Here is an 18,458-nt window from a genome sequence, read left to right as displayed (position 1 = left end):
AACGGGCACTGTCCTTGACTGGACGATGCCCGTTTCTGTTCACGTAATGATTGATTTTCACTTACTCCGCGTTCAAGCGAATTTTCAAGCTGACGTTCCGTCCAGCCGCTACTGCACCTGGCGCAGCTTCTTCCACGCCTGCAATGATATCCTGGCCGTCCGGAATAATGATCGGCGTAATCAGCGGTAATCCTGCCGCAGCAATCGCCTCCATATCAAATTCCAGCAGGAGCTGTCCAACCTTGACCTGATCCCCGATGCTCACATGGCTTGTAAAAGCACTGCCTTTCAGAGACACCGTGTTGATCCCGACATGGATCAGTACCTGTACGCCAGAGCTATGCTCCAGAATGACAGCATGCTTGCTCTTGATAATATGTGCCACGGTCCCATCGAATGGTGCGGTTACCCGTCCATCTTCCGGCTCAATGGCGATCCCTTGTCCCATCTGTCTTTCGGCAAAAGCCGGATCGGGAACGTTCTCCAGCGATACTGCTTTACCCGTCAATGGTGCAAAAATATTCAATACCCGGGTACCATCTTCCTCTGTAACAATATCAGAAGATGAAGTACCGGAGTCGTTAGCTACAGAGGTAGTCGAACCAGCAGCAACCTTATCGGTAGCGCTACCGGAAGCTTGCACGCCTTGTGCAGAAGTCTCTGTACGCACTGCGTGATTCTCGGAGGCTGCTGGAGTTGTTACTGCGGCTGTACCCGTTGATCCTGTGGCAACTGCAGCCTCCTTGCGCCCAACAATTTTGCCATACAATACCGTTAGGCCAAATGGCACAATCAGCACGATGCCCATTCCAATGAAGAACACGCCCCATTGTTTCGGGAAGATCGACAGGAAGCCAGGAATACCCCCGACCCCGATCGAGGACGCCAGCACATGATTTATGGTTAACAGAACGCCGCCAATAGCCGATCCGATCATTCCGAAGATAAATGGATATTTATAGCGGATGTTCACCCCGAAGATCGCCGGTTCCGTTACCCCCAGAAATGCCGAGATCGAAGAAGTGGCTGCGAGCCCCTTCGCTTTTTGCTCTCTCAGCACAAGCATCATCGCGAGTGCCGCTGCACCTTGAGCGATATTGGAGAGAGCCAGCATCGGCCAGAGGAACGTTCCGCCTTCGCTACCGATCAATTGTACATCGACCGCAAGGAAGGTATGGTGCATCCCCGTGACCACGAGCAAGGCATACAATCCACCATAGAGCAGTCCACCGAGTGCCGGTAATGTATTAAATACATGTACAAGACCAGAGGTAATGGCATTACCCAAGGCAAAAGTAATCGGACCAATCAACACAAACGCCAGGAAGCTGGTAATCAGCAGGGTGAGTGGGGCCACAACAAGCAGCTTGATGGAATCGGCCACTCGTTTATTTAGGAAGCCCTCAATCCTCGCCAAAATGTAAGCTGAGACCAGAACGGGCAGCACCTGTCCCTGATATCCGATTTTCTCAATATGCCAGCCAAAGAGATTCCAAACCGGTATCGTTCCTTTAGTAGAAGCCTCTGCATAGCCATAGGCACTGAGCAGATCCGGGTGAACCAGAATCAGACCGAGTACAATCCCTAACAGCGGGCTGCCACCGAATCGGTTCACTGCCGACCAACCGATCAGCGCAGGCAGGAAGATAAAGGCTGTATTAGCAATCAGGTTAATAATAGAAGCAATGTCCGTCCACTGAGGATAGACCTGCACCAGTGACTGGCCTGCGAAGAAAATCCCCGGACCAGTCAGAATATTGTTGATCCCCAGCAGGAGACCGGAAGTTACGATAGCCGGGAGGATCGGAATGAAGATATCCGACAGCGTTTTGACTGCACGCTGAAGCGGATTCTGCTTCTTCCCGGCTGCGTTCTTGACATCATCCTTGGATGAGCGTGGCCCGCCTGTAATTGCGATCATTTCATCATATACTTTATCCACGAGTCCTGGTCCAATGACGACCTGGAACTGGCCCTGGGAGGAGAAATGGCCTTTAACAAGATCGTTACTCTCCAGAAGGGCATGATCTACCTTGTCTTCATCCACTAGCGAAAAGCGAAGCCGGGTGACACAGTGAGTAGCCACTTCAATATTGTCTTTGCCGCCGACGGCTTGGACGATCTCTTCTACACTTTTTTTATCAACAGCCATGGGATTCACTCCTTTATCACTTTGTTTCCGTATTCATTCTTAGTTAATAACCCACATAAAGGAGGCATAAGGTGTCAGCTTCATCTCTGTTCCCAGTTCCGGCACCGCCTCTGTATTGGCAATGAGCAGTTCAGAAGACTTGCCCGCCAGTGCAGTTTCCGCAAAAGACTCCGGCAGTGTAAATGTCGCCGGCTGATCACTGAAATTGGAGACCACGACCAACGTCTCTTTGTCAGTGACCCGTGCATAAGCAAATATTTGTGGATGACCTTCATCCAGACGCTTAAATCGGCCATCCGTGAGAACCGCCAGTGATTTGCGCAAGGCAATCAGCTTGCGATAATGATGGAGAATCGAATCCGGGTCATTCAGCTGCTGTTGTACATTGATCTCCTGATAACGCTCATCTACCTTAATCCACGGTGTACCCGTAGTAAATCCGGCTTGCGGACTGTCATCCCACTGCATCGGCGTGCGGGAATTGTCGCGGGAGCGCTCCCGGATAATGTCCATAGCTTCCTCTGGTGTTTTTCCCCGTTCCAGCAGAATGCCGTACATGTTCCGAGACTCAATATCCCGCAGCTCGCTCATGTCTTGCCAATGGGGATTAGGCATACCAATCTCTTCCCCTTGGTAGACATACGGCGTTCCTTGCAGACCATGTAGGGTGGTCGCCAGCATCTTAGCGCTTTCTACACGGTAACGTCCGTCATCGGCAAAACGGGACAACGCCCGCGGCTGGTCATGGTTGTTGAAGAATAGCGCGTTCCAACCGCCACCTTCTTGCATACCCTGCTGCCAGTTGGACATTAGACTTTTCAGCGCTTCAAAATCATACGGCATTAGCTCCCACTTCTGTCCGTTCGGATAATCCACCTTCAGATGGTGGAAATTGAAGGTCATGGAGAATTCCTTCTCATCCGGATTGGAATAGCGCAGACAGTGCTCCAGCGTGGTCGAGGACATCTCTCCTACCGTGATCACGTTGTAAGGACCATATACCTGCTCATACAATCCCTTTACGTACTCATGCACCCGAGGACCATCGGTATAATAACGTCGTCCATCGCCGGGAAGGATGCTGCCATCATCGTCCGGGAACGCTTGATCCTTGGAGATGAGATTGATCACATCCATTCTGAAACCGCTAACGCCTTTGTCCGCCCAAAATGTCATCAGCTTGACGACCTCTTTGCGTACCGCCGGATTCTCCCAGTTGAGATCAGCTTGCGTCTTGTCAAACAGGGTCAAGAAATATTGTCCAGTGCCTTCATCATACTGCCAGGCTGAACCTCCGAACTTGGACTGCCAGTTATTCGGTGGACCGCCATCCGGCTTCGGGTCCTTCCAGATATAATAATCCCGGTACGGATTATCCTTGGAGCTTTTGGATGCCTGGAACCAGACATGTTCTGTCGAAGAATGGTTAACCACGATATCCAGCATAAGGTGCATACCTCGGCTTTGGACACCCTCCATCAGCTCATCAAAATCCGCCATCGTACCGAACTCCGGGTTGATTTGGCAGTAATCCGCCACATCGTATCCGTTGTCATTTTGCGGGGATACATAAACTGGCTGAAGCCAGATAATATCAATACCAAGCTGCTGCAAATAGTCGAGCTTGCTTGTCAGACCCCGGATATCGCCTTCACCGCTGCCTGTTGAATCCATAAAGCTTTTGGGATATACCTGATAAACTGTAGAACGCCGCCACCAATCCTGCGTTTTTGAAATAATCACAGTTTAGTCCTCCTTGCCAAGCAAAATAATTTAATCTTGTATATACAAGTTCATTAGCCTTATCATATTATTACTTGTATATACATGTTGTCAATCGGAAGAATTTATTCCCTGTCTTGTTATATAAAAAAACGGTTATTGCTCCCGGGAGCAATAACCGTTACTTAACCTATTCCCTGTAATCTAAACCAATATTCACACATAACAGAACGATCTATGCGTTACTCAGCAATCGCCTGCTGAAGCGCCTCAACATAGGCAAGCGCAAGCTTGGACAACGCCGCATTCTTATGGCTAATCCAGCCAACATTAATGGTCTCATCACAATCCAGAGGCACCGGAATGATCTCGTTGCCGTTCAGGTCCGCGCTAAGCACCCCGGTAGAAATGGTGTAGCCGTTCAGGCCTATCAGCAGATTGAACAGCGTCGCTCTGTCATTCACCCGAATGCTTTTCTGATGGGACAAGGTGCTGAGTATCTCCTCGGAGAAGTGAAAAGAGTTGTATTCCCCCTGCTCAAAAGACAGATAAGGATAATGCTGCAGCTGGTCAACCGTTACGATGGACTGCTTGGCCAGCGGATTATTGATGCTGATAAAGATATGCGGCTTGGCCAGAAACAGGCTGTGGAATTCCAGGTTCGCCGATTGCAGCAGCTTGTTGATAACCTTGGCATTGAACTCGTTCAGGTACAGGATACCGATCTCGCTGCGCAGACTTTTGACATCCTCAATAATTTCATGCGTCTTGGTCTCACGCAGTGCCAATTCATATTCATCATGACCATATTCACGGACGAGATTCACGAACGCATTGACCGCAAAGGCATAGTGCTGTGTGGACACGGAAAAATGCTGTGGAGACGGCTTCGCATCAAGATACCGATTCTCCAACAGTTCTGCCTGTTCCACCACCTGTCTGGCGTACCCCAGAAATTCGGCTCCCTCCAGAGAGAGTGATATGCCCTTGTTCGTGCGTTCAAAAATCGTAATCCCCAATTCTTTCTCAAGCTCTCTGATCGCATTGGACAGGCTCGGCTGGGAAATAAACAAGCGCTTGGCCGCCTCGTTCATAGAGCCCCGACTCGCCACTTCAATGACATATTTCAACTGTTGTAAGGTCAATAGAATAATCCTCTCTATATTTCAATAGCTTAGAGGGGATGTGTCCCGCCTCTCTTCCCTCTATTATATAATATATTTCAAGTTTTTACTTCCTGGCATACATTATTCTGCTAAGAAAATGGTTCATCAAGAGCGGTAACGAAATCAGAATTGGCGGGTCACCCAGCAGGGGAGGATGCAAGGTAATTTCCTGATAAGGGACCGGTGAATGGGGAGTAACAACCAGCGGTTCGTCCGTACGGCCCCGCAAGGTCGCGTACGGCAGCAAAAAATCAAGAGCCTGCGTCCCCCAGGAGACAGAGGTAATCATCAAATAATAGCTGCCTGGACTTACATTCGTAAAGCGAAAATCGCCCATATTGTGCAGCAGCATTCCGTACAGCGGCAGACCTTCAGGGATGGGTTTGGCGAACAATCCCACCAGCGTGACCCCCTGAAATGGAACCTCTGTCCGCACCGTCCCCTCGATTGTCCCTATTCGAGCGGCCTCAGGCTGCCATTCCCTCCAACCTCCAAGGCTTTGCAAGGACTTCAAATTTTCCTCCGCCTGAAGCCGTGAATGCCTGAATTCAGACGGTGTCACGCCGACCCGTTCGACAAAGCGGGTCGTGAAGGTGCCCTGGCTTTGCTGACCAATCTCAAGGGAGATATCACGGACACTCAGGCTCGTGCGCAGTAGGAGATCCTTTGCCTTTTGCAGCCGAAGAGAAGAAACATAATAGAGGGGTGGCAGACCGAACCTTTGTTTAAATATACGTGTAAAATGAAAAGGACTGTAGCCCGCGTATCTGGCCAGCCGGGACAGTGGCAGAGGTTCATAGAGATGGCGGTGAATATAGGCAATGACCCCGTCGATTTCTGCATACCGGTTGGACAAAGGCATGGCGCACCCCTTCAGGAATATTTTATGAGGTAAAGAACGTAAGTTCGCCATTAGTTTATCATATTTCGGATCCATAATAAACCAAAAAACCTCCACATCGCTGTGGAGGTCTTATTTCTGCTCAATGATGATATTTCAGACTGTTTGCTGGTTGGTATACATGAAGTACTGCCCCAGCATCAAATACCCGCGTGTCCAACAGCTTAAGAGGCTGCGCTTGGTGCATGTCCTTAAAGAGCGGAATTCCTTCTCCCAGCACTACAGGATGAATCATCAGCTGATACTCATCAACCAACCCCAGCCTCATCAGGGATTGCGCAAAGCCAGCACCCCCATGAGCTAGAATCATCTTGCCAGGCTGCCGTTTCAGGAAGGCAAGCTCCTCTTCCAGATCACCTTGTACAAGCCGTGAATTTTGCCAGCTCGCTTCTTTCAGGGTTCTGGAGAACACCACCTTAGGAATTTCATTCATTGGCGCAGCATAGCCTTCTGTAGAATCTTGCCAATGTTCAGACATCATATTATAGGTTATTCTGCCCATAATATGGGTATCGGCCTGCCAGAACAGGTTTACTAAATACTGCTCCAGCCCACTATCGAAGCTATTGAAGATCCAATCTACCCCGCCGCTTGGCGTGCTGATATATCCATCCAGAGAGACATTCATTTTCAGAACTACTTTTCGCATGAACTCCCTCCATCACCATCCCGACTGACTTAGCACATCTATTGAAAGGAATATGCTCTAAGTATACCATGGGACAACGTGCAGGACTTCTTATCAATTGCTATTTTCCGACTCTCTTCCCTGACCGCTGAATCATTAGCACATAACAGAGAACGGCGCCTACATCAGCCGCCGCGATGACAATCCCCATCGGCAGCGCCGTCCCGCTGCCGCCAAGCCCAACCAGAGGGGCGACCAGCGCTCCACCTATCAACGACAACAGACCTTGAAGAGCGGATGCACTGCCCGCAGATTGTCCCTGCTGCTGCATCGCCAGGGAGAAGGCCGCCGTGCTAACAATCCCTACGCTGGACACCACCATGAACAGTGGAATCAGAATAGCGATTAGCCCGGCTCCAAGCAAGGTCATTATTAGTAGTAGTAGACCACCGACTGCGGCGTAGATCAGTCCGGTCACCAGCAGCTTTGTCTCACCGAACCGTTCCGCCAATTTGCCCGTAACCTGTCCGGTGATAATAATTCCGAGACCATTCACGGCAAAGATCACGCTGAATATTTGAGGGGTCGCTCCGAACAAATCCTGAATCACAAACGGTGAACCCGCAATATAAGCAAACATAGCTGCAAACACCAGTCCCTGGGAAAGAGCATATCCCATGAACATTCGGTCACTCAGCAGACGGCCAAAGGTGGCCAGCGTACTTTTCAGCCCTCCTCCTGACCGCTGCGCCTCTGGCAGGGTCTCACGCAGACCGAACAGGACAGAGGCCAACATTACAAGTCCAATCACACCAAGCACGATGAACACCCCCGGCCAAGAGGTGAATCTCAATAATTGGCCGCCAGCAATGGGTGCCGCAATAGGAGCCACTCCATTGACAAGCATTAACAAGGCAAAGAACCGGGTCAACTCCGTCCCGGAATACATATCCCGAGCTATCGCTCTGGCTACGACAACCCCCGCCGAGCCACCCAGACCCTGAATGAATCGGAGAACAATGAGCGCTTCAATCGATGTGCTCATGGAGCAGAGAAACGAAGTAATCACATAGAGCGACAAACCAACGATCAGAGGCATCCGTCGACCGCGTACATCACTAAGCGGTCCGGCGACCAGTTGCCCTACTGCAAGACCCACCAGACATGCCGTCAGGCTCAGTTGAGCCAGCGAGGGACTGGAATGCAGATCCCTAGCTAGATCCGGCAGAGAAGGTAGATACATGTCAAGGGACAGCGGCCCAAATGCCGTGAGCGCCCCCAGAATCAAAGCAATCCACAGACGACCAGCTTTGCCTAACGTCCGGGTGTTTACATTGGAGCTAGAATTCATAGTTCCCACTTCACAACCTGTCTTTAAGAGATAACGTTGTTATAATTTTATTACAACATTTATAACAAATTTATAAGACATATCTTACCCTGTCAATCTTTAATTGAACACTGGTAAGTTTATGCTTATCTCCTTTCCAATGAATAAACAGCACGAGTTTCGCCTGCTTCCTTGCTATATGTTATAATTTTTTTACAAATCCAATGGAATCAGGAGTCATTCAAATGCAGAATAACATCGATGTTGCTGGATTGCTGAAGAGCATTTCGGTTATGATCGCAGCCCTGATGGGGCCTTCTACGGAAGTGGTTGTGCATGACATGGAGAACGCAGAAATCATTCATATCGAAAACGGCCATATCACCGAAAGACAGGTAGGTGATTTGGAGGATTCCAACACCATCGCCCTACTCTCGCAAAGCGCCGAGCAAAATAGCACACTGATCGGTTACTTAAGCACTGCCAAGAGCAACAAGCCACTTAAATCATCCACCCTTTTCATCAAAGATCAGGATGGCAACCTCAAATACACACTTTGTGTCAACCAAGACATCTCTGCCTATAAAAGCGCTATGGATCTGTTGACCCACCTCACCAGCACTGTCACTTATGAGGTGGAAGAACAACCAGGCGGCGAAACCATCAAACAAATCACGACAAAGCTCATTATGGAGGAGATTTTCAAAGCCAAGCCATTCTCCATGGACTCCAAGGAAGCCAAGCTGAAGATTATCCAGCAATTGGACGACAAGGGCGTCTTCGACGTTAAGGACGCGGTCCCCAAAGTCTGTGAGCTGCTCTCTATCTCCCAGGCCACACTCTACAACTACCAGCGGGAGCTGCGAGTACGCAAAGAAAAAGAGTCCTCGCGCAGGTAACGCCATCAGCTTTCCCACTCTTTTAACTCAGTTGAATATTAATAATAACAGGCGCCGTGGAACTCATTTTCCGGCGTCCTTTTTTTGTGCTGAACTCTCAGTTCTCACGAATGGATAAAAAAATGGAAACCATCACAGAATATGTGCGAGGTGGTTATTATGAGCAGCCTGATCGAACAAGATTGGGAAACGGATTTGATTCAAACTTTCGAGCTGAACAGCGATTTTTCCATGAAGACAGTCACGTTATCCGGTCAATCGGCAAAAGTATATTATTTCAGCTCGCTCGTGGATCTTTCGAGTACGCTGATTACATTGGATCAGATCATATCGGGTACCGGGGACGATAATCCCTCCCTGGAGAGAGATCTACTTCCACTGGAGTTTAAGCCGGATGTCTCCTATCAGGAAGTAGCCGACTCCCTCATCAAAGGCAAACTGATTGCTAAGGACCCGGATTCTGGAAAGCCGCTCGTGCTGAACGCAGATATGCGGTCGCTTAATCGCTCCATCACGGCCGCGGAGAACGAGAATCCGATTCAGTCCTCCATCGATGGATTTACAGAGAAATTGGATACTAACATTGGCCTGGTCCGCAGAAGGCTTAGCAATAAAGAGCTCGTCATCGAAACATATATTCTGGGTACCAATTCCCACAGGGAAATCGCACTGATTTATATGAAAAATGCAGCCAACCCCAAGGTTGTTCAATCTGTCAAAGAACGACTCTTCAGAAACAAGCATAAAGATGTCATCCATGTGAACGGCTTACTGCAGGTGCTGGAGCAGCCTAAATATTCACTGATTCCCACCTATTTATCTTCAGAGCTGCCCGGAGAGGCCGCACAGAACCTGCTGGATGGAAAAGTGGTGATTCTGATGGATCTGTTTCCTTACGCCTTCTCTTTTCCAGCCATCGTCAAAGATTTGTGGACTTTTAAGCTGGACCTAAACTATCCTTACTTGTATCTCCTGTTCTTCCGCTGTATCCGTATTGCAGGCATAGCCTTCGCGATCATTATGCCCGGGTTGTATGTTGTGCTTAATTCTGTAAATCCAGAACTTCTACGAATTCAGCTGGCGATTTCTGTCGCGAAGAGCAGGGAGGGCGTCCCCTATCCCTCCTTCGTAGAGGTCATGCTGATGCTGCTCCTCATGGAGATGGTTATTGAAGCTACCATCCGACTGCCGAAGAACATCGGCCCCACCATCACGATGGTTGGTGGCATTATCCTTGGGCAGGCGATTGTACAAGCCCGATTGGTGAGCAATCTGCTGATTATCATTCTGGCCGCAACGACCATTTCCAATTTTTCGATGGCTGGATACCTCAACACGATTGGAATTCGCATCTTCAAGTACGTCGTCCTGATCCTTAGTTCTATTTATGGCATCTTGGGATTAGAGGTAGCAATGGTTTGGCTGTTCATCTATTTTGCCGCACTCAAGACGTTCTCAGTGCCTTACTTAAGCCTTAGCACGAAAGGAAAAAGTCCGGATGACTAAACCCATGGTTGTCATGCTGTTTATCCAACTGCATCTGACAGCGATGCTGTCCATTTTTACCGTGAGAATCATGGAAGTCACCTCGTTAGCTCATTGGGAAGCCATCCTGCTTAACTGTGTGGTGGAAATGCTGCTAGTCTGGATCTACCTGAAGGGTTTATCCCGATTCCCGGGGAAAAATATGATTGAAATCATCTCCGAAGCAACAAGTATATGGCTGGCCCGGCTAATTCTTCTTCCCTTCGCCGTCTTCCTGTTCTTCCACCTTACCTTGTTAAACCGTTACCAAATTTTCAAAATCAACGTGGTCTTGCTTCAGGAAACTCCGCTTTGGGCCATCACTTTGCTATACATGGCTCTCCCCTTGTATGCAGCGTGCAAAGGATTCTCTGTCATCCTCCGCATCAGCGCGGCGCTATTCATTTTCTACATTCCTTTTGTGCTATTCTCACTATTTATCAGTGTTCATAATTTCGATTTTCATAATCTCTTCCCGCTCTGGGACCCGAAAATGTCTTTTCTGGCCCATCCGTCTTATTATTCCAGCCTCATCTCTTTCTCAGGCTTTCTGTTTCTTGGCATGTTATCCCTCGACAAACCTTTTAAGCCTAGCAGATTAATGTTGGTTATGATTATCCTTGCCTTCTTCTACCTCTCCGTCGTCTATGTCCCATTGCTTATTTTCAGCGAAGAGGTTGCCGTCACCTTTCAATACCCTAACGTAATGGCCTCAGACACGATTGATCTGGAATGGGTCGTTTTCGATTGGTTGCCTACGTTCTCGGTGGTCTCCTCCACCGGTCTAGGGATTCTCGAAGCAGCTACAACACTCTGGACAGCTACGACTCTGATCAAGAAGCTATTTCTGCCCATCAACAAAGTATGGATCGCTTCAGGTTTGACTGTAGGCATGTTTTTGCTCAGCATGCTGGTTAGAAATAATTATGATTTGAATCAATTTTTAGTATGGAACAGCATCCCGGGAATTTATAGCATGCTCATCCTCCCGCTCGCCGTGGCTTTGTCCGGTTTAAGGAAAAGGAGGGCCTCCGCTTGAAGCGCAGAATTATTCCCCTGCTACTGCTCGCACTCTGCCTCCCTTGGCTGCTGAGCGGCTGCTGGGATATCAAAGATATCAACAAACGTTATCTTCCAGTGGTGATGGGCATCTGTGATGGCAAAAGTGATGTTTACCATGTAACCCTTCAGGTTCCCACTGTAACCGGGACGACGCAAATTCTGGAACAGGAAGCCAAGTCCATCAGCAAAGCCCTCGATTTGATCCGGACCAAATCCGAAAAGCATGTCGATCTGCTCCATTTGCGGTTGATCCTCATTAGTGAAAAAATGGCCGAAAAAGGAATCGACGACATTATAGACTACGCCATTCGGGCCGATGATATTTCCATCAAAGGCATGGTGGCCATTGTAACCGGAGACTTCCAGAAGGCACTGCACCATCAAGTCGGACCAACGCCAGAGGTGTCCTCCTACGATTACTTCAGTGAAGAAGCTGGCTGGACGCCTAATGTATCCCTTGTCCGCTTGTGGGAGGCTTATAACGTTAGCCGTTCCTATACACAAGATACAGCCATTCCACTGGTAGAGACCGGAACTGACACATTATATGAATTCAGGGGCTCAGCCATTATGAGGGGTTCCAAGATGGTAGGCAAACTATCGCCAGACGAGACACTAATCAACAATATTTTTTCTGAAAAATATACCGGAGGAACCATTGAGACAGCTGAGGATACCAGCATCCTGATTAAAAAAGCCTCAGTTCGTCATCGAATAAAATGGGGAGATTCCGGCCCGCAGCTAAACAGCCGACTCCATCTGGATATCGAGGTCTCCGAGAACAAGCAAAAACTCTCCAATCAGGAAATCACTCAGAAGATCAAAACATCCATCGAGAAACGCGGCACCGATATCATGAACAAGCTGCATACGCTCAAAGCAGACGTACTTGGGATTGGACAGTTGTTCAAGCCGAAGATGACGGTAGGACAGTTGAAAGAATGGAAGGAAAGATGGTACCCGCAGTTGCAGTCCAAAATTGAGGTTGAGATTAATGTCCGAAACAACATCTATCTTAAGGATAAAATCAGACAAAACGATCTCCGGATGTGATGCACTGTAGATGATCTGTCGATCACAAAGCAGCGAGCCTCCCATGACAAGAGACTCGCTGCTTTGCTGTAACTTTAATAGACTTGCTTATAGAGGTAACTTCTTAAGGTAAAAGTGCAGGTGCCTTGCGGTTATGTGTTCCTTGCTCATAAGCGTAAGCCAGCTTGATCAGTGTAGCCTCGTCAAACGGACGGCCCAGGAACTCCATGCCTGCCGGCAGACCTTCCGATGTAAATCCGGCTGGAACCGAGATCGCAGGGAAGCCGCTGAAAGGGCTAAGTCGGTTATTGTTACCGGCTTTAGAGGATTCGCCAATCGGTACAGTGGTTTGTACAGTGGATGGATAGATGATGGCATCCAGATGATTGTCCGCCATTACCTTCAAGAGCGCATCGCGTGTCAGCTTGGTGCGTTTCAGGACGATATCCTTATACTCCTGGGATTCCAGATCACGTGTATCGCGCAGCTTGTAGGTACTTTCGTTCCCTTTTAAGAATTGTCCGGAGTTGATAATCTCTGTAAGCGTATGGTAAGGCGCATCCGGCTGGTAATTCGCCAGATATTCATTCAGCTGAGATTTGAATTCATATCCACTGAGACTTGGATATTTCATGATTTCTGCCAGGTTCGGGATGGTGATCGGGGTTGTAATCGCCCCTAGCTTCTTCATGTCGGCAACAGCAGCATTCATCAGATTAGTAGTCGGCATTTCTTCCGGCTTCGTACCAAATAACTCAGTAGCTACCCCGATGCGGGCACCTCTTAGACCATTGACATCCAGATCCTTTGTATAATCGGTCTTGGAGTGACCAACACTATAGGCCGTTGCCACATCATCAGCGTCATAGCCAGAGGAGGTTCCCAGAAGAATTGCTGCATCCGTTACGGTGCGCGCTATCGGGCCGCCTACGTCCTGGGTCAGCGCCAGTGGAATGATGCCATCCCGGCTCGTCAAGCCCACCGTTGGGCGAATACCAACCAAGCTGTTATACGAAGATGGAATGCGGATCGAACCACCGGTATCCGTTCCAAGGCCGGCCAAAGCGAAGTTAGCCGCTACAGATGCACCGGTGCCTGCGCTGGACCCACCAGGAGAGCGGTCAAGAGCATAAGGGTTCAAGGTCTGTCCACCCAGTGAGCTGGCTCCCGTAATACCCGAGGCGAATTCGTCCAGATTGGTTTTGCCGATGATGATAGCACCAGCATCCTTGAGCTTCTTAACCATCTCCGCATCATGCGTCGGGATGGCATCCTTCAGGCAAAGACAGCCTGCGGTGGTAGGCAGATCAGCAGTAGCATAGTTATCTTTTACGACAATAGGAATCCCGTGCAGCGGCCCACGAATGCCTTGGGTCTCTCTTTCTTTATCCATCGCTTCAGCGGTCTTAAGAGCATCGGAATTCACAGTAATTACTGCATTTAGCTTAACCCCTTGGTGATCGTACTTATTGATCCGATCCAGGTACATTTGGGTCAACTGTTTATAAGTCAGCTTCCCTTGACCGACAGCTTTTTGAATATCAGCAATCGTCGCTTCTACCAATTCAAAGGGCTTCAGATAATCATAGAGACGGTCAGCCAGCACCTGAGCCTGCTTCTCTGTCAAAAGCGCTTTAGGTTCAAATCGGCCCGGACTCGTTCCTTGCATAAGCTGTTTCTCATTCAGAGCTCCAATCGCCCCTGCGGACGCTGAATGATCAGGCACGTCGACGAACGGCTCCTTGGCATCTGCCAGCTTCAATGAAGTTCCCAGCATAACAGCTAACTCTTCGCGGGACACGCTTGGGGCCTCTTTCATATGAAAGGAAACGGTGCTTCCAGCCCGTGAACTGGCATCGTTCATCAGGGAGACTAATTCCTGTGAAGTAACCGGTTTGATAGGAGCTGCCACCGTCGGTGCTGCAAAAGCAGACAACGGAACGGACAACAATAAGGCGCCTGTTACTAGACCGGAGATGATAGTAAATCTGGATTTTCTGAACATGATGACTCCCCCGCTTTCAAGTTATGTAATCTGGTTGACTAGTAATTCCCCCTCATTATATTCCGTGTTATATTTCCTTACAAACATAAAATTCTGAATAAAAAGCGATTTCATAGTTTATTATCTTAAATTATCTACTATTCTCGACTTAATACTATCTTTTTCAAGTTATAATATATAATTTTTATATAAAATTTGATTGTACTAATATGACGATGAATACAAAAATAATAATAAATACCATGTTATATGTAATATTATCTAACATTAATATCGTATATTATCGCTTTATCCTTTCGTTGCGATAGATTATTGCACACAAAAAAAACGGCATTTCTGCCGTCTTGCAAGGGACGAATTCATACTTATGAGATGCTTGTTATCCAGCTTAGCATAGGTTCTGCAGAAGGCTGCCAGCCCAACAGATTTCTAGCATGTATCGCCCGCACACGACTGTTGGAAGCGATGGCAAAGCGAGCCCAGTCGCCCAGCTCTGCAATGGCCTCGTCGGCCGGCCAACTCAATGTTGTGCCCCCAAAACCCAGTGCTTCACTGACCGCTTTCGCGATATCCTGAAAGGACTCTTCCCCATTCTCAGCGAAAAAGTACGAAGCAGAAGGAGCTTTTTCCAGAGCCAATCGATATAATTCCGCCAAATCCTTGATGTGAACGTTGGACCAGCGGTTCACACCTTTGCCCACATGAACGCCTGCTCCCACCGCCTTTGATTTACGGATCATCTGCGGCAACTGGTCGCTTTCTGTCGGTAAGCCTAGGGAATCGCCGTAGATCATGGTAGGCACAATAACGACGCTTCTCACCCACTCATCGATTCCGGCTTGGCGCACCAAATTGTTAATAGCTACCCGGTCAACCCGGATATCCATTGGAACAAACGGCGTCTCCTCGTCATATATATTGTCGCTTTGGGTATCCCCCCGAGCATCATCTCCCACCACACTGGAACCGGATGTATGCAGAAAAGCTTTGCCTGTACCACGCAAGGCGGTGATAAAGGTCTCCACTGCCCCTCTATGATCCGAATCGGCGGTATGAATAACTGCGTCGCTTAGCCTAGCATATTTGGTCAACACTTCGTTGTCTTCCAATGTCCCCAGTACAGGCTCAATGCCAATGTCCATAAGAGCATCCACCTTCTTCGGATCACGCACAAGCCCATAGACTACATGTCCAGCATCAATCAGCACCTTAGCCACAGATCCGCCTATATAACCTGTTGCACCTGTTACGAATACTTTCATTGGTTCTCTCCTCCTATATATTTAGTATAAATAGCGGATTAGCCTAGTTGTTCAATCACCGCTTTGGTGAGTGTTGAATTTGAATTGCTCCCCTATTGTAGTTCTACCCAATACATAAAACAAATTATTAATTATAGAGTTAACCATAAATATATTTATAATTAAGAATATAAAAAAGACCGCCCAGCAAACACTGGACGATCTCTATTCCTCTTCACGAATGACCGCCATAATCTCGCGGATCTGCGGCAAATGCTTGTGCTTAAGCTTATAAGCAAAGAACAATTCATTCTTCACTTTTAAATCTTCATAAATCTCTTTCGTGTTGACTCTGGCCGCTTCATTAGTCAAATAAGTAGTGATAACACTAAGACCTGTGCCGTTACCAATCGCAGTTAGGATCATATGTAAATTCGGAATAACATGAACCGGCCTGATCTGAGGGCGTTTGTTAAAATGCTCTCTCCATATCCGCCGGATGATTGGCAGCTCCAGTCCATAGCTCAACCATGGCTGTGCAGACAGCCATTGCTCCCTCTCCTCAAGATCATCCGTATCCGGTATCTCATAATAACTCGGCGCCACAATAGCGAATTCCTCGTCCATTAATTTCAGGTACTCAATCCCCGGTGTCTGTACCTTCTGTGAGGTAATGATGATATCCACCTTATCCTCTTTCAGCATCTCCAGCAATTCACTGGCCGTCCCGAACTGGGTAATGGTGCGAAAATCGTATTGATGGAGCCGTGGAAGTATTTTTTCCATATAGAACTCGTGCGCTGTCCCTATCTTAATCACCGTAAGCGTTGGCAGCGAAGCCGCTCTGAAATTCATCGTCGCCTCCTCCAGCGATTCGATTAGCGGGGCCAGCTGAGAGTACAGCTCCTTCCCCCGTTCAGTCGGCAGCATCTTCCGGGCCGTTCGGATAAAGAGCGCTTCCCCCACTTCAGCCTCCAGAGAAGCCAGATGCTGGCTCATCGCCGGCTGTGTCATCATGCGGGTCTTAGCAGCTTCGGACACCGAGTTGTGTTTATAGATGTTGCAGAAGCTTCTGTACCACTCGAAATCTGCCATATTGCCTCCAGTCTCCTTATTATACAAACACCAGAATTCACCTATCATTTAGACCGCTCACGAAAAATCTCATCCCTGCGGCATTTGGCTCATGTCCATATACAACACATTCCAGCGGTGGCCATCCGGATCAGCAAATCCGGCACCGTACATCCAGCCCTCGCCTCCGGGCTTTTTGTAGACCGTGCCGCCAGCCTCCAGCACCTTGCTCACCAGTTCATCGACTTCTTCGCGGCTCTCTGCGTCAATGGACAATAAGACCTCTGTCCCCTGCTGCGTATCTGCAAGCTCATGGCCTGTAAAGCTCTTAAAAGTATCCACAGGGAACAGCATCACTAGCACATTCTTGTCCCCAATGATCAGTCCGGCCGCTTCATCACTGTTCTCATGCCGTGGATGAAACGAAAAACCAAGCTTGCCGAAAAACTCCCGTGACTTCTGAAGATCCTTTACCGGAAGGTTAATCCACAACTCTTTTGTCAATGCAATCGCTCCTTTTGAAGTTAAAATATGTCCATAGCTCCCATATTAACACGTCTGAGTCGGACATGATTACTTATGGATTGCGGTTTGGTTATTATGACACAGGCAATCCATCAACATACAATCGATAAAACTAGAGCAATTAATCTAATTTGATAATACTTATACTTAAGAATAAGTTTCTCCGTTCTTTCAGTTTATTTCTTTCTCCGCTTTATGCCTTTCCTCCAACAAAACAACCCCACTGCAATGATAACGACGATAAACAAGATGGGGAGTAGTCCCTCTGCATGCCACACTATAAAATATGTGTCTCTATACTGATAATCTTCTTCTGCTAACAGCATATATTCTCCCCAAGCCTCCTAGTGGTTTATGACCATAGACAATATTTTAATGATATCTAGAATATACGTAAACAGCAGCCTCTCCACGCGGAGGGCTGCTGTGCGTTAATTAGTCAGGTACTATCGTAACCATTACCGCAACATATTCTGAAACCGGCGTGAAGCTTCCCACATGATTGGTCTACCATGACCGAAGCAGGCGATTTCGAAATCGTATTGACCCAATTTTCGAATACTTTGCTTCCCAACCTCTAAATCCTCATACCCCATACTGAAACCAAGACCCGTCATATTAGTTGCCACATCTGCTACGAACATAATTCCGCCATGACCAGAATGCAAGAAACCAAGCTGACCCAAACAGTGGCCTGGGAGATGAACAGCCATTAAGTCATCAGAAAAATCAGGATGCTCACCATCTGCTAATCTAACATCAATCTGAACAGGTTCGATGGGAGTCCCCTTGCCAAAGAGACGGAACAACAGCTTGTTTAGCAGACCCGGAGCCGGAGACATCGGCCGCATCTGCAACCCCTTCTCTATAATGTCCGCATCCATGGCATTGGCATAGATTTTAACATGTGGAAGCATCCGTTTTAGTGCTGCTGCACTTCCAGCATGATCGGTATGGCAATGCGTAAGCAAAATAGACTGCAACATCTCACGCTTGTGACCCAGCGATTCAATGGCTGTTATAATTATATGTTCACTCCCGGGTAATCCCGTATCTATAAGTACAAGCCCATGCTCCATTTCCAGCAGGTAGGCATTTACATTTTTCAGAGGCAGTAAATAGATTCCATCAGCTACAGGTTTGATCTTCATCACTCTCTTCCTTTCTATGTTAGAATGGGCTAGCCAGAAATATATT

The 18,458-nt window shown here is 48.1% G+C and carries 15 protein-coding genes; 4 read left to right on the top strand and 11 right to left on the bottom strand.

Annotated features, from left to right (window positions below; all coding sequences use genetic code 11):
* Nucleotides 1-61 precede the first annotated feature (61 nt).
* The 6 genes from treP to ACFORK_RS13695 form a co-directional block, all read right to left on the bottom strand.
* Nucleotides 62-2,152, bottom strand: a complete 2,091-nt coding sequence (gene treP, locus ACFORK_RS13720) for a PTS system trehalose-specific EIIBC component (protein WP_379199736.1) — start codon at nt 2,150-2,152, stop codon at nt 62-64.
* A gap of 39 nt (nt 2,153-2,191) precedes the next feature.
* Nucleotides 2,192-3,895: an alpha,alpha-phosphotrehalase gene (gene treC, locus ACFORK_RS13715; protein WP_379199733.1), complete on the bottom strand. Its 1,704-nt coding sequence runs from the start codon at nt 3,893-3,895 to the stop codon at nt 2,192-2,194.
* A gap of 221 nt (nt 3,896-4,116) precedes the next feature.
* On the bottom strand, nt 4,117-5,019 hold the full coding sequence (locus ACFORK_RS13710) for a LysR family transcriptional regulator (protein WP_175371320.1): 903 nt from the start codon (nt 5,017-5,019) through the stop codon (nt 4,117-4,119).
* Nucleotides 5,020-5,104: 85 nt separating this feature from the next.
* A complete protein-coding gene (locus ACFORK_RS13705; protein WP_379199730.1) occupies nt 5,105-5,902 on the bottom strand; it encodes a helix-turn-helix domain-containing protein in 798 nt (265 codons plus the stop codon).
* A gap of 121 nt (nt 5,903-6,023) precedes the next feature.
* Nucleotides 6,024-6,590 carry a dihydrofolate reductase family protein gene (locus ACFORK_RS13700; RefSeq protein WP_379199728.1) on the bottom strand — a complete coding sequence of 189 codons (567 nt, stop codon included), beginning with the start codon at nt 6,588-6,590 and terminating at the stop codon, nt 6,024-6,026.
* A 100-nt stretch (nt 6,591-6,690) separates the two neighbouring features.
* Entirely contained in the window at nt 6,691-7,920 is a 1,230-nt protein-coding gene (locus tag ACFORK_RS13695) for a multidrug effflux MFS transporter (RefSeq protein WP_379199726.1), read from the bottom strand.
* A 224-nt stretch (nt 7,921-8,144) separates the two neighbouring features.
* On the opposite strand from ACFORK_RS13695, the gene ACFORK_RS13690 reads away from it, so the two are divergent.
* From ACFORK_RS13690 to ACFORK_RS13675, 4 genes are all read left to right on the top strand, one after another.
* Nucleotides 8,145-8,798: a helix-turn-helix transcriptional regulator gene (locus ACFORK_RS13690; protein ID WP_379199724.1), complete on the top strand. Its 654-nt coding sequence runs from the start codon at nt 8,145-8,147 to the stop codon at nt 8,796-8,798.
* Between the two features lie 159 nt (nt 8,799-8,957).
* Nucleotides 8,958-10,304, top strand: coding sequence for a spore germination protein (locus ACFORK_RS13685; protein WP_379199721.1), 1,347 nt, complete (start codon nt 8,958-8,960; stop codon nt 10,302-10,304).
* Nucleotides 10,297-11,361, top strand: a complete 1,065-nt coding sequence (locus ACFORK_RS13680) for a GerAB/ArcD/ProY family transporter (RefSeq protein WP_379199719.1) — start codon at nt 10,297-10,299, stop codon at nt 11,359-11,361. Before ACFORK_RS13685 ends, ACFORK_RS13680 begins: the two co-directional genes overlap by 8 nt.
* The gene (locus ACFORK_RS13675; protein ID WP_379199717.1) at nt 11,358-12,437 is read left to right on the top strand and encodes a Ger(x)C family spore germination protein; all 1,080 of its coding nucleotides are present in this window, start codon (nt 11,358-11,360) and stop codon (nt 12,435-12,437) included. The genes ACFORK_RS13680 and ACFORK_RS13675 overlap by 4 nt, the downstream gene beginning before the upstream one ends.
* A 103-nt stretch (nt 12,438-12,540) precedes the next feature.
* On the opposite strand, the gene ACFORK_RS13670 is transcribed toward ACFORK_RS13675, so the two are convergent.
* The 5 genes from ACFORK_RS13670 to ACFORK_RS13650 all read right to left on the bottom strand — a co-directional run bounded on the left by ACFORK_RS13670 (nt 12,541) and on the right by ACFORK_RS13650 (nt 18,412).
* The gene (locus tag ACFORK_RS13670) at nt 12,541-14,421 is read right to left on the bottom strand and encodes an amidase family protein (protein WP_379199715.1); all 1,881 of its coding nucleotides are present in this window, start codon (nt 14,419-14,421) and stop codon (nt 12,541-12,543) included.
* Nucleotides 14,422-14,786: 365 nt separating this feature from the next.
* A complete protein-coding gene (locus ACFORK_RS13665) occupies nt 14,787-15,683 on the bottom strand; it encodes an NAD-dependent epimerase/dehydratase family protein (protein WP_379199714.1) in 897 nt (298 codons plus the stop codon).
* A 204-nt stretch (nt 15,684-15,887) separates the two neighbouring features.
* Entirely contained in the window at nt 15,888-16,757 is an 870-nt protein-coding gene (locus ACFORK_RS13660) for a LysR family transcriptional regulator (protein WP_379199711.1), read from the bottom strand.
* 69 nt (nt 16,758-16,826) lie between these two features.
* Complete coding sequence (locus ACFORK_RS13655) at nt 16,827-17,240, bottom strand: VOC family protein (protein ID WP_379199709.1); 414 nt, start codon at nt 17,238-17,240, stop codon at nt 16,827-16,829.
* Between the two features lie 479 nt (nt 17,241-17,719).
* Nucleotides 17,720-18,412: an MBL fold metallo-hydrolase gene (locus ACFORK_RS13650; RefSeq protein WP_379199707.1), complete on the bottom strand. Its 693-nt coding sequence runs from the start codon at nt 18,410-18,412 to the stop codon at nt 17,720-17,722.
* Between the last annotated feature and the right edge of the window lie 46 nt (nt 18,413-18,458).

Source organism: Paenibacillus sp. GCM10012306 (genome assembly GCF_042649265.1).
Classification (GTDB): Bacteria; Bacillota; Bacilli; order Paenibacillales; family Paenibacillaceae; genus Paenibacillus_AQ.
This window is presented reverse-complemented; position numbering and strand designations above follow the sequence as displayed.

Bases quoted from the DNA above. Each gene is read 5' to 3' on its own strand.
- treP (WP_379199736.1), bottom strand. From the start codon at position 2,152: ATGGCTGTTGATAAAAAAAGTGTAGAAGAGATCGTCCAAGCCGTCGGC.
- ACFORK_RS13705 (WP_379199730.1), bottom strand. From the start codon at position 5,902: ATGCCTTTGTCCAACCGGTATGCAGAAATCGACGGGGTCATTGCCTAT.
- ACFORK_RS13700 (WP_379199728.1), bottom strand. From the start codon at position 6,590: ATGCGAAAAGTAGTTCTGAAAATGAATGTCTCTCTGGATGGATATATC.
- ACFORK_RS13695 (WP_379199726.1), bottom strand. From the start codon at position 7,920: ATGAATTCTAGCTCCAATGTAAACACCCGGACGTTAGGCAAAGCTGGT.
- ACFORK_RS13690 (WP_379199724.1), top strand. From the start codon at position 8,145: ATGCAGAATAACATCGATGTTGCTGGATTGCTGAAGAGCATTTCGGTT.
- ACFORK_RS13685 (WP_379199721.1), top strand. From the start codon at position 8,958: ATGAGCAGCCTGATCGAACAAGATTGGGAAACGGATTTGATTCAAACT.
- ACFORK_RS13680 (WP_379199719.1), top strand. From the start codon at position 10,297: ATGACTAAACCCATGGTTGTCATGCTGTTTATCCAACTGCATCTGACA.
- ACFORK_RS13670 (WP_379199715.1), bottom strand. From the start codon at position 14,421: ATGTTCAGAAAATCCAGATTTACTATCATCTCCGGTCTAGTAACAGGC.
- ACFORK_RS13665 (WP_379199714.1), bottom strand. From the start codon at position 15,683: ATGAAAGTATTCGTAACAGGTGCAACAGGTTATATAGGCGGATCTGTG.
- ACFORK_RS13660 (WP_379199711.1), bottom strand. From the start codon at position 16,757: ATGGCAGATTTCGAGTGGTACAGAAGCTTCTGCAACATCTATAAACAC.
- ACFORK_RS13650 (WP_379199707.1), bottom strand. From the start codon at position 18,412: ATGAAGATCAAACCTGTAGCTGATGGAATCTATTTACTGCCTCTGAAA.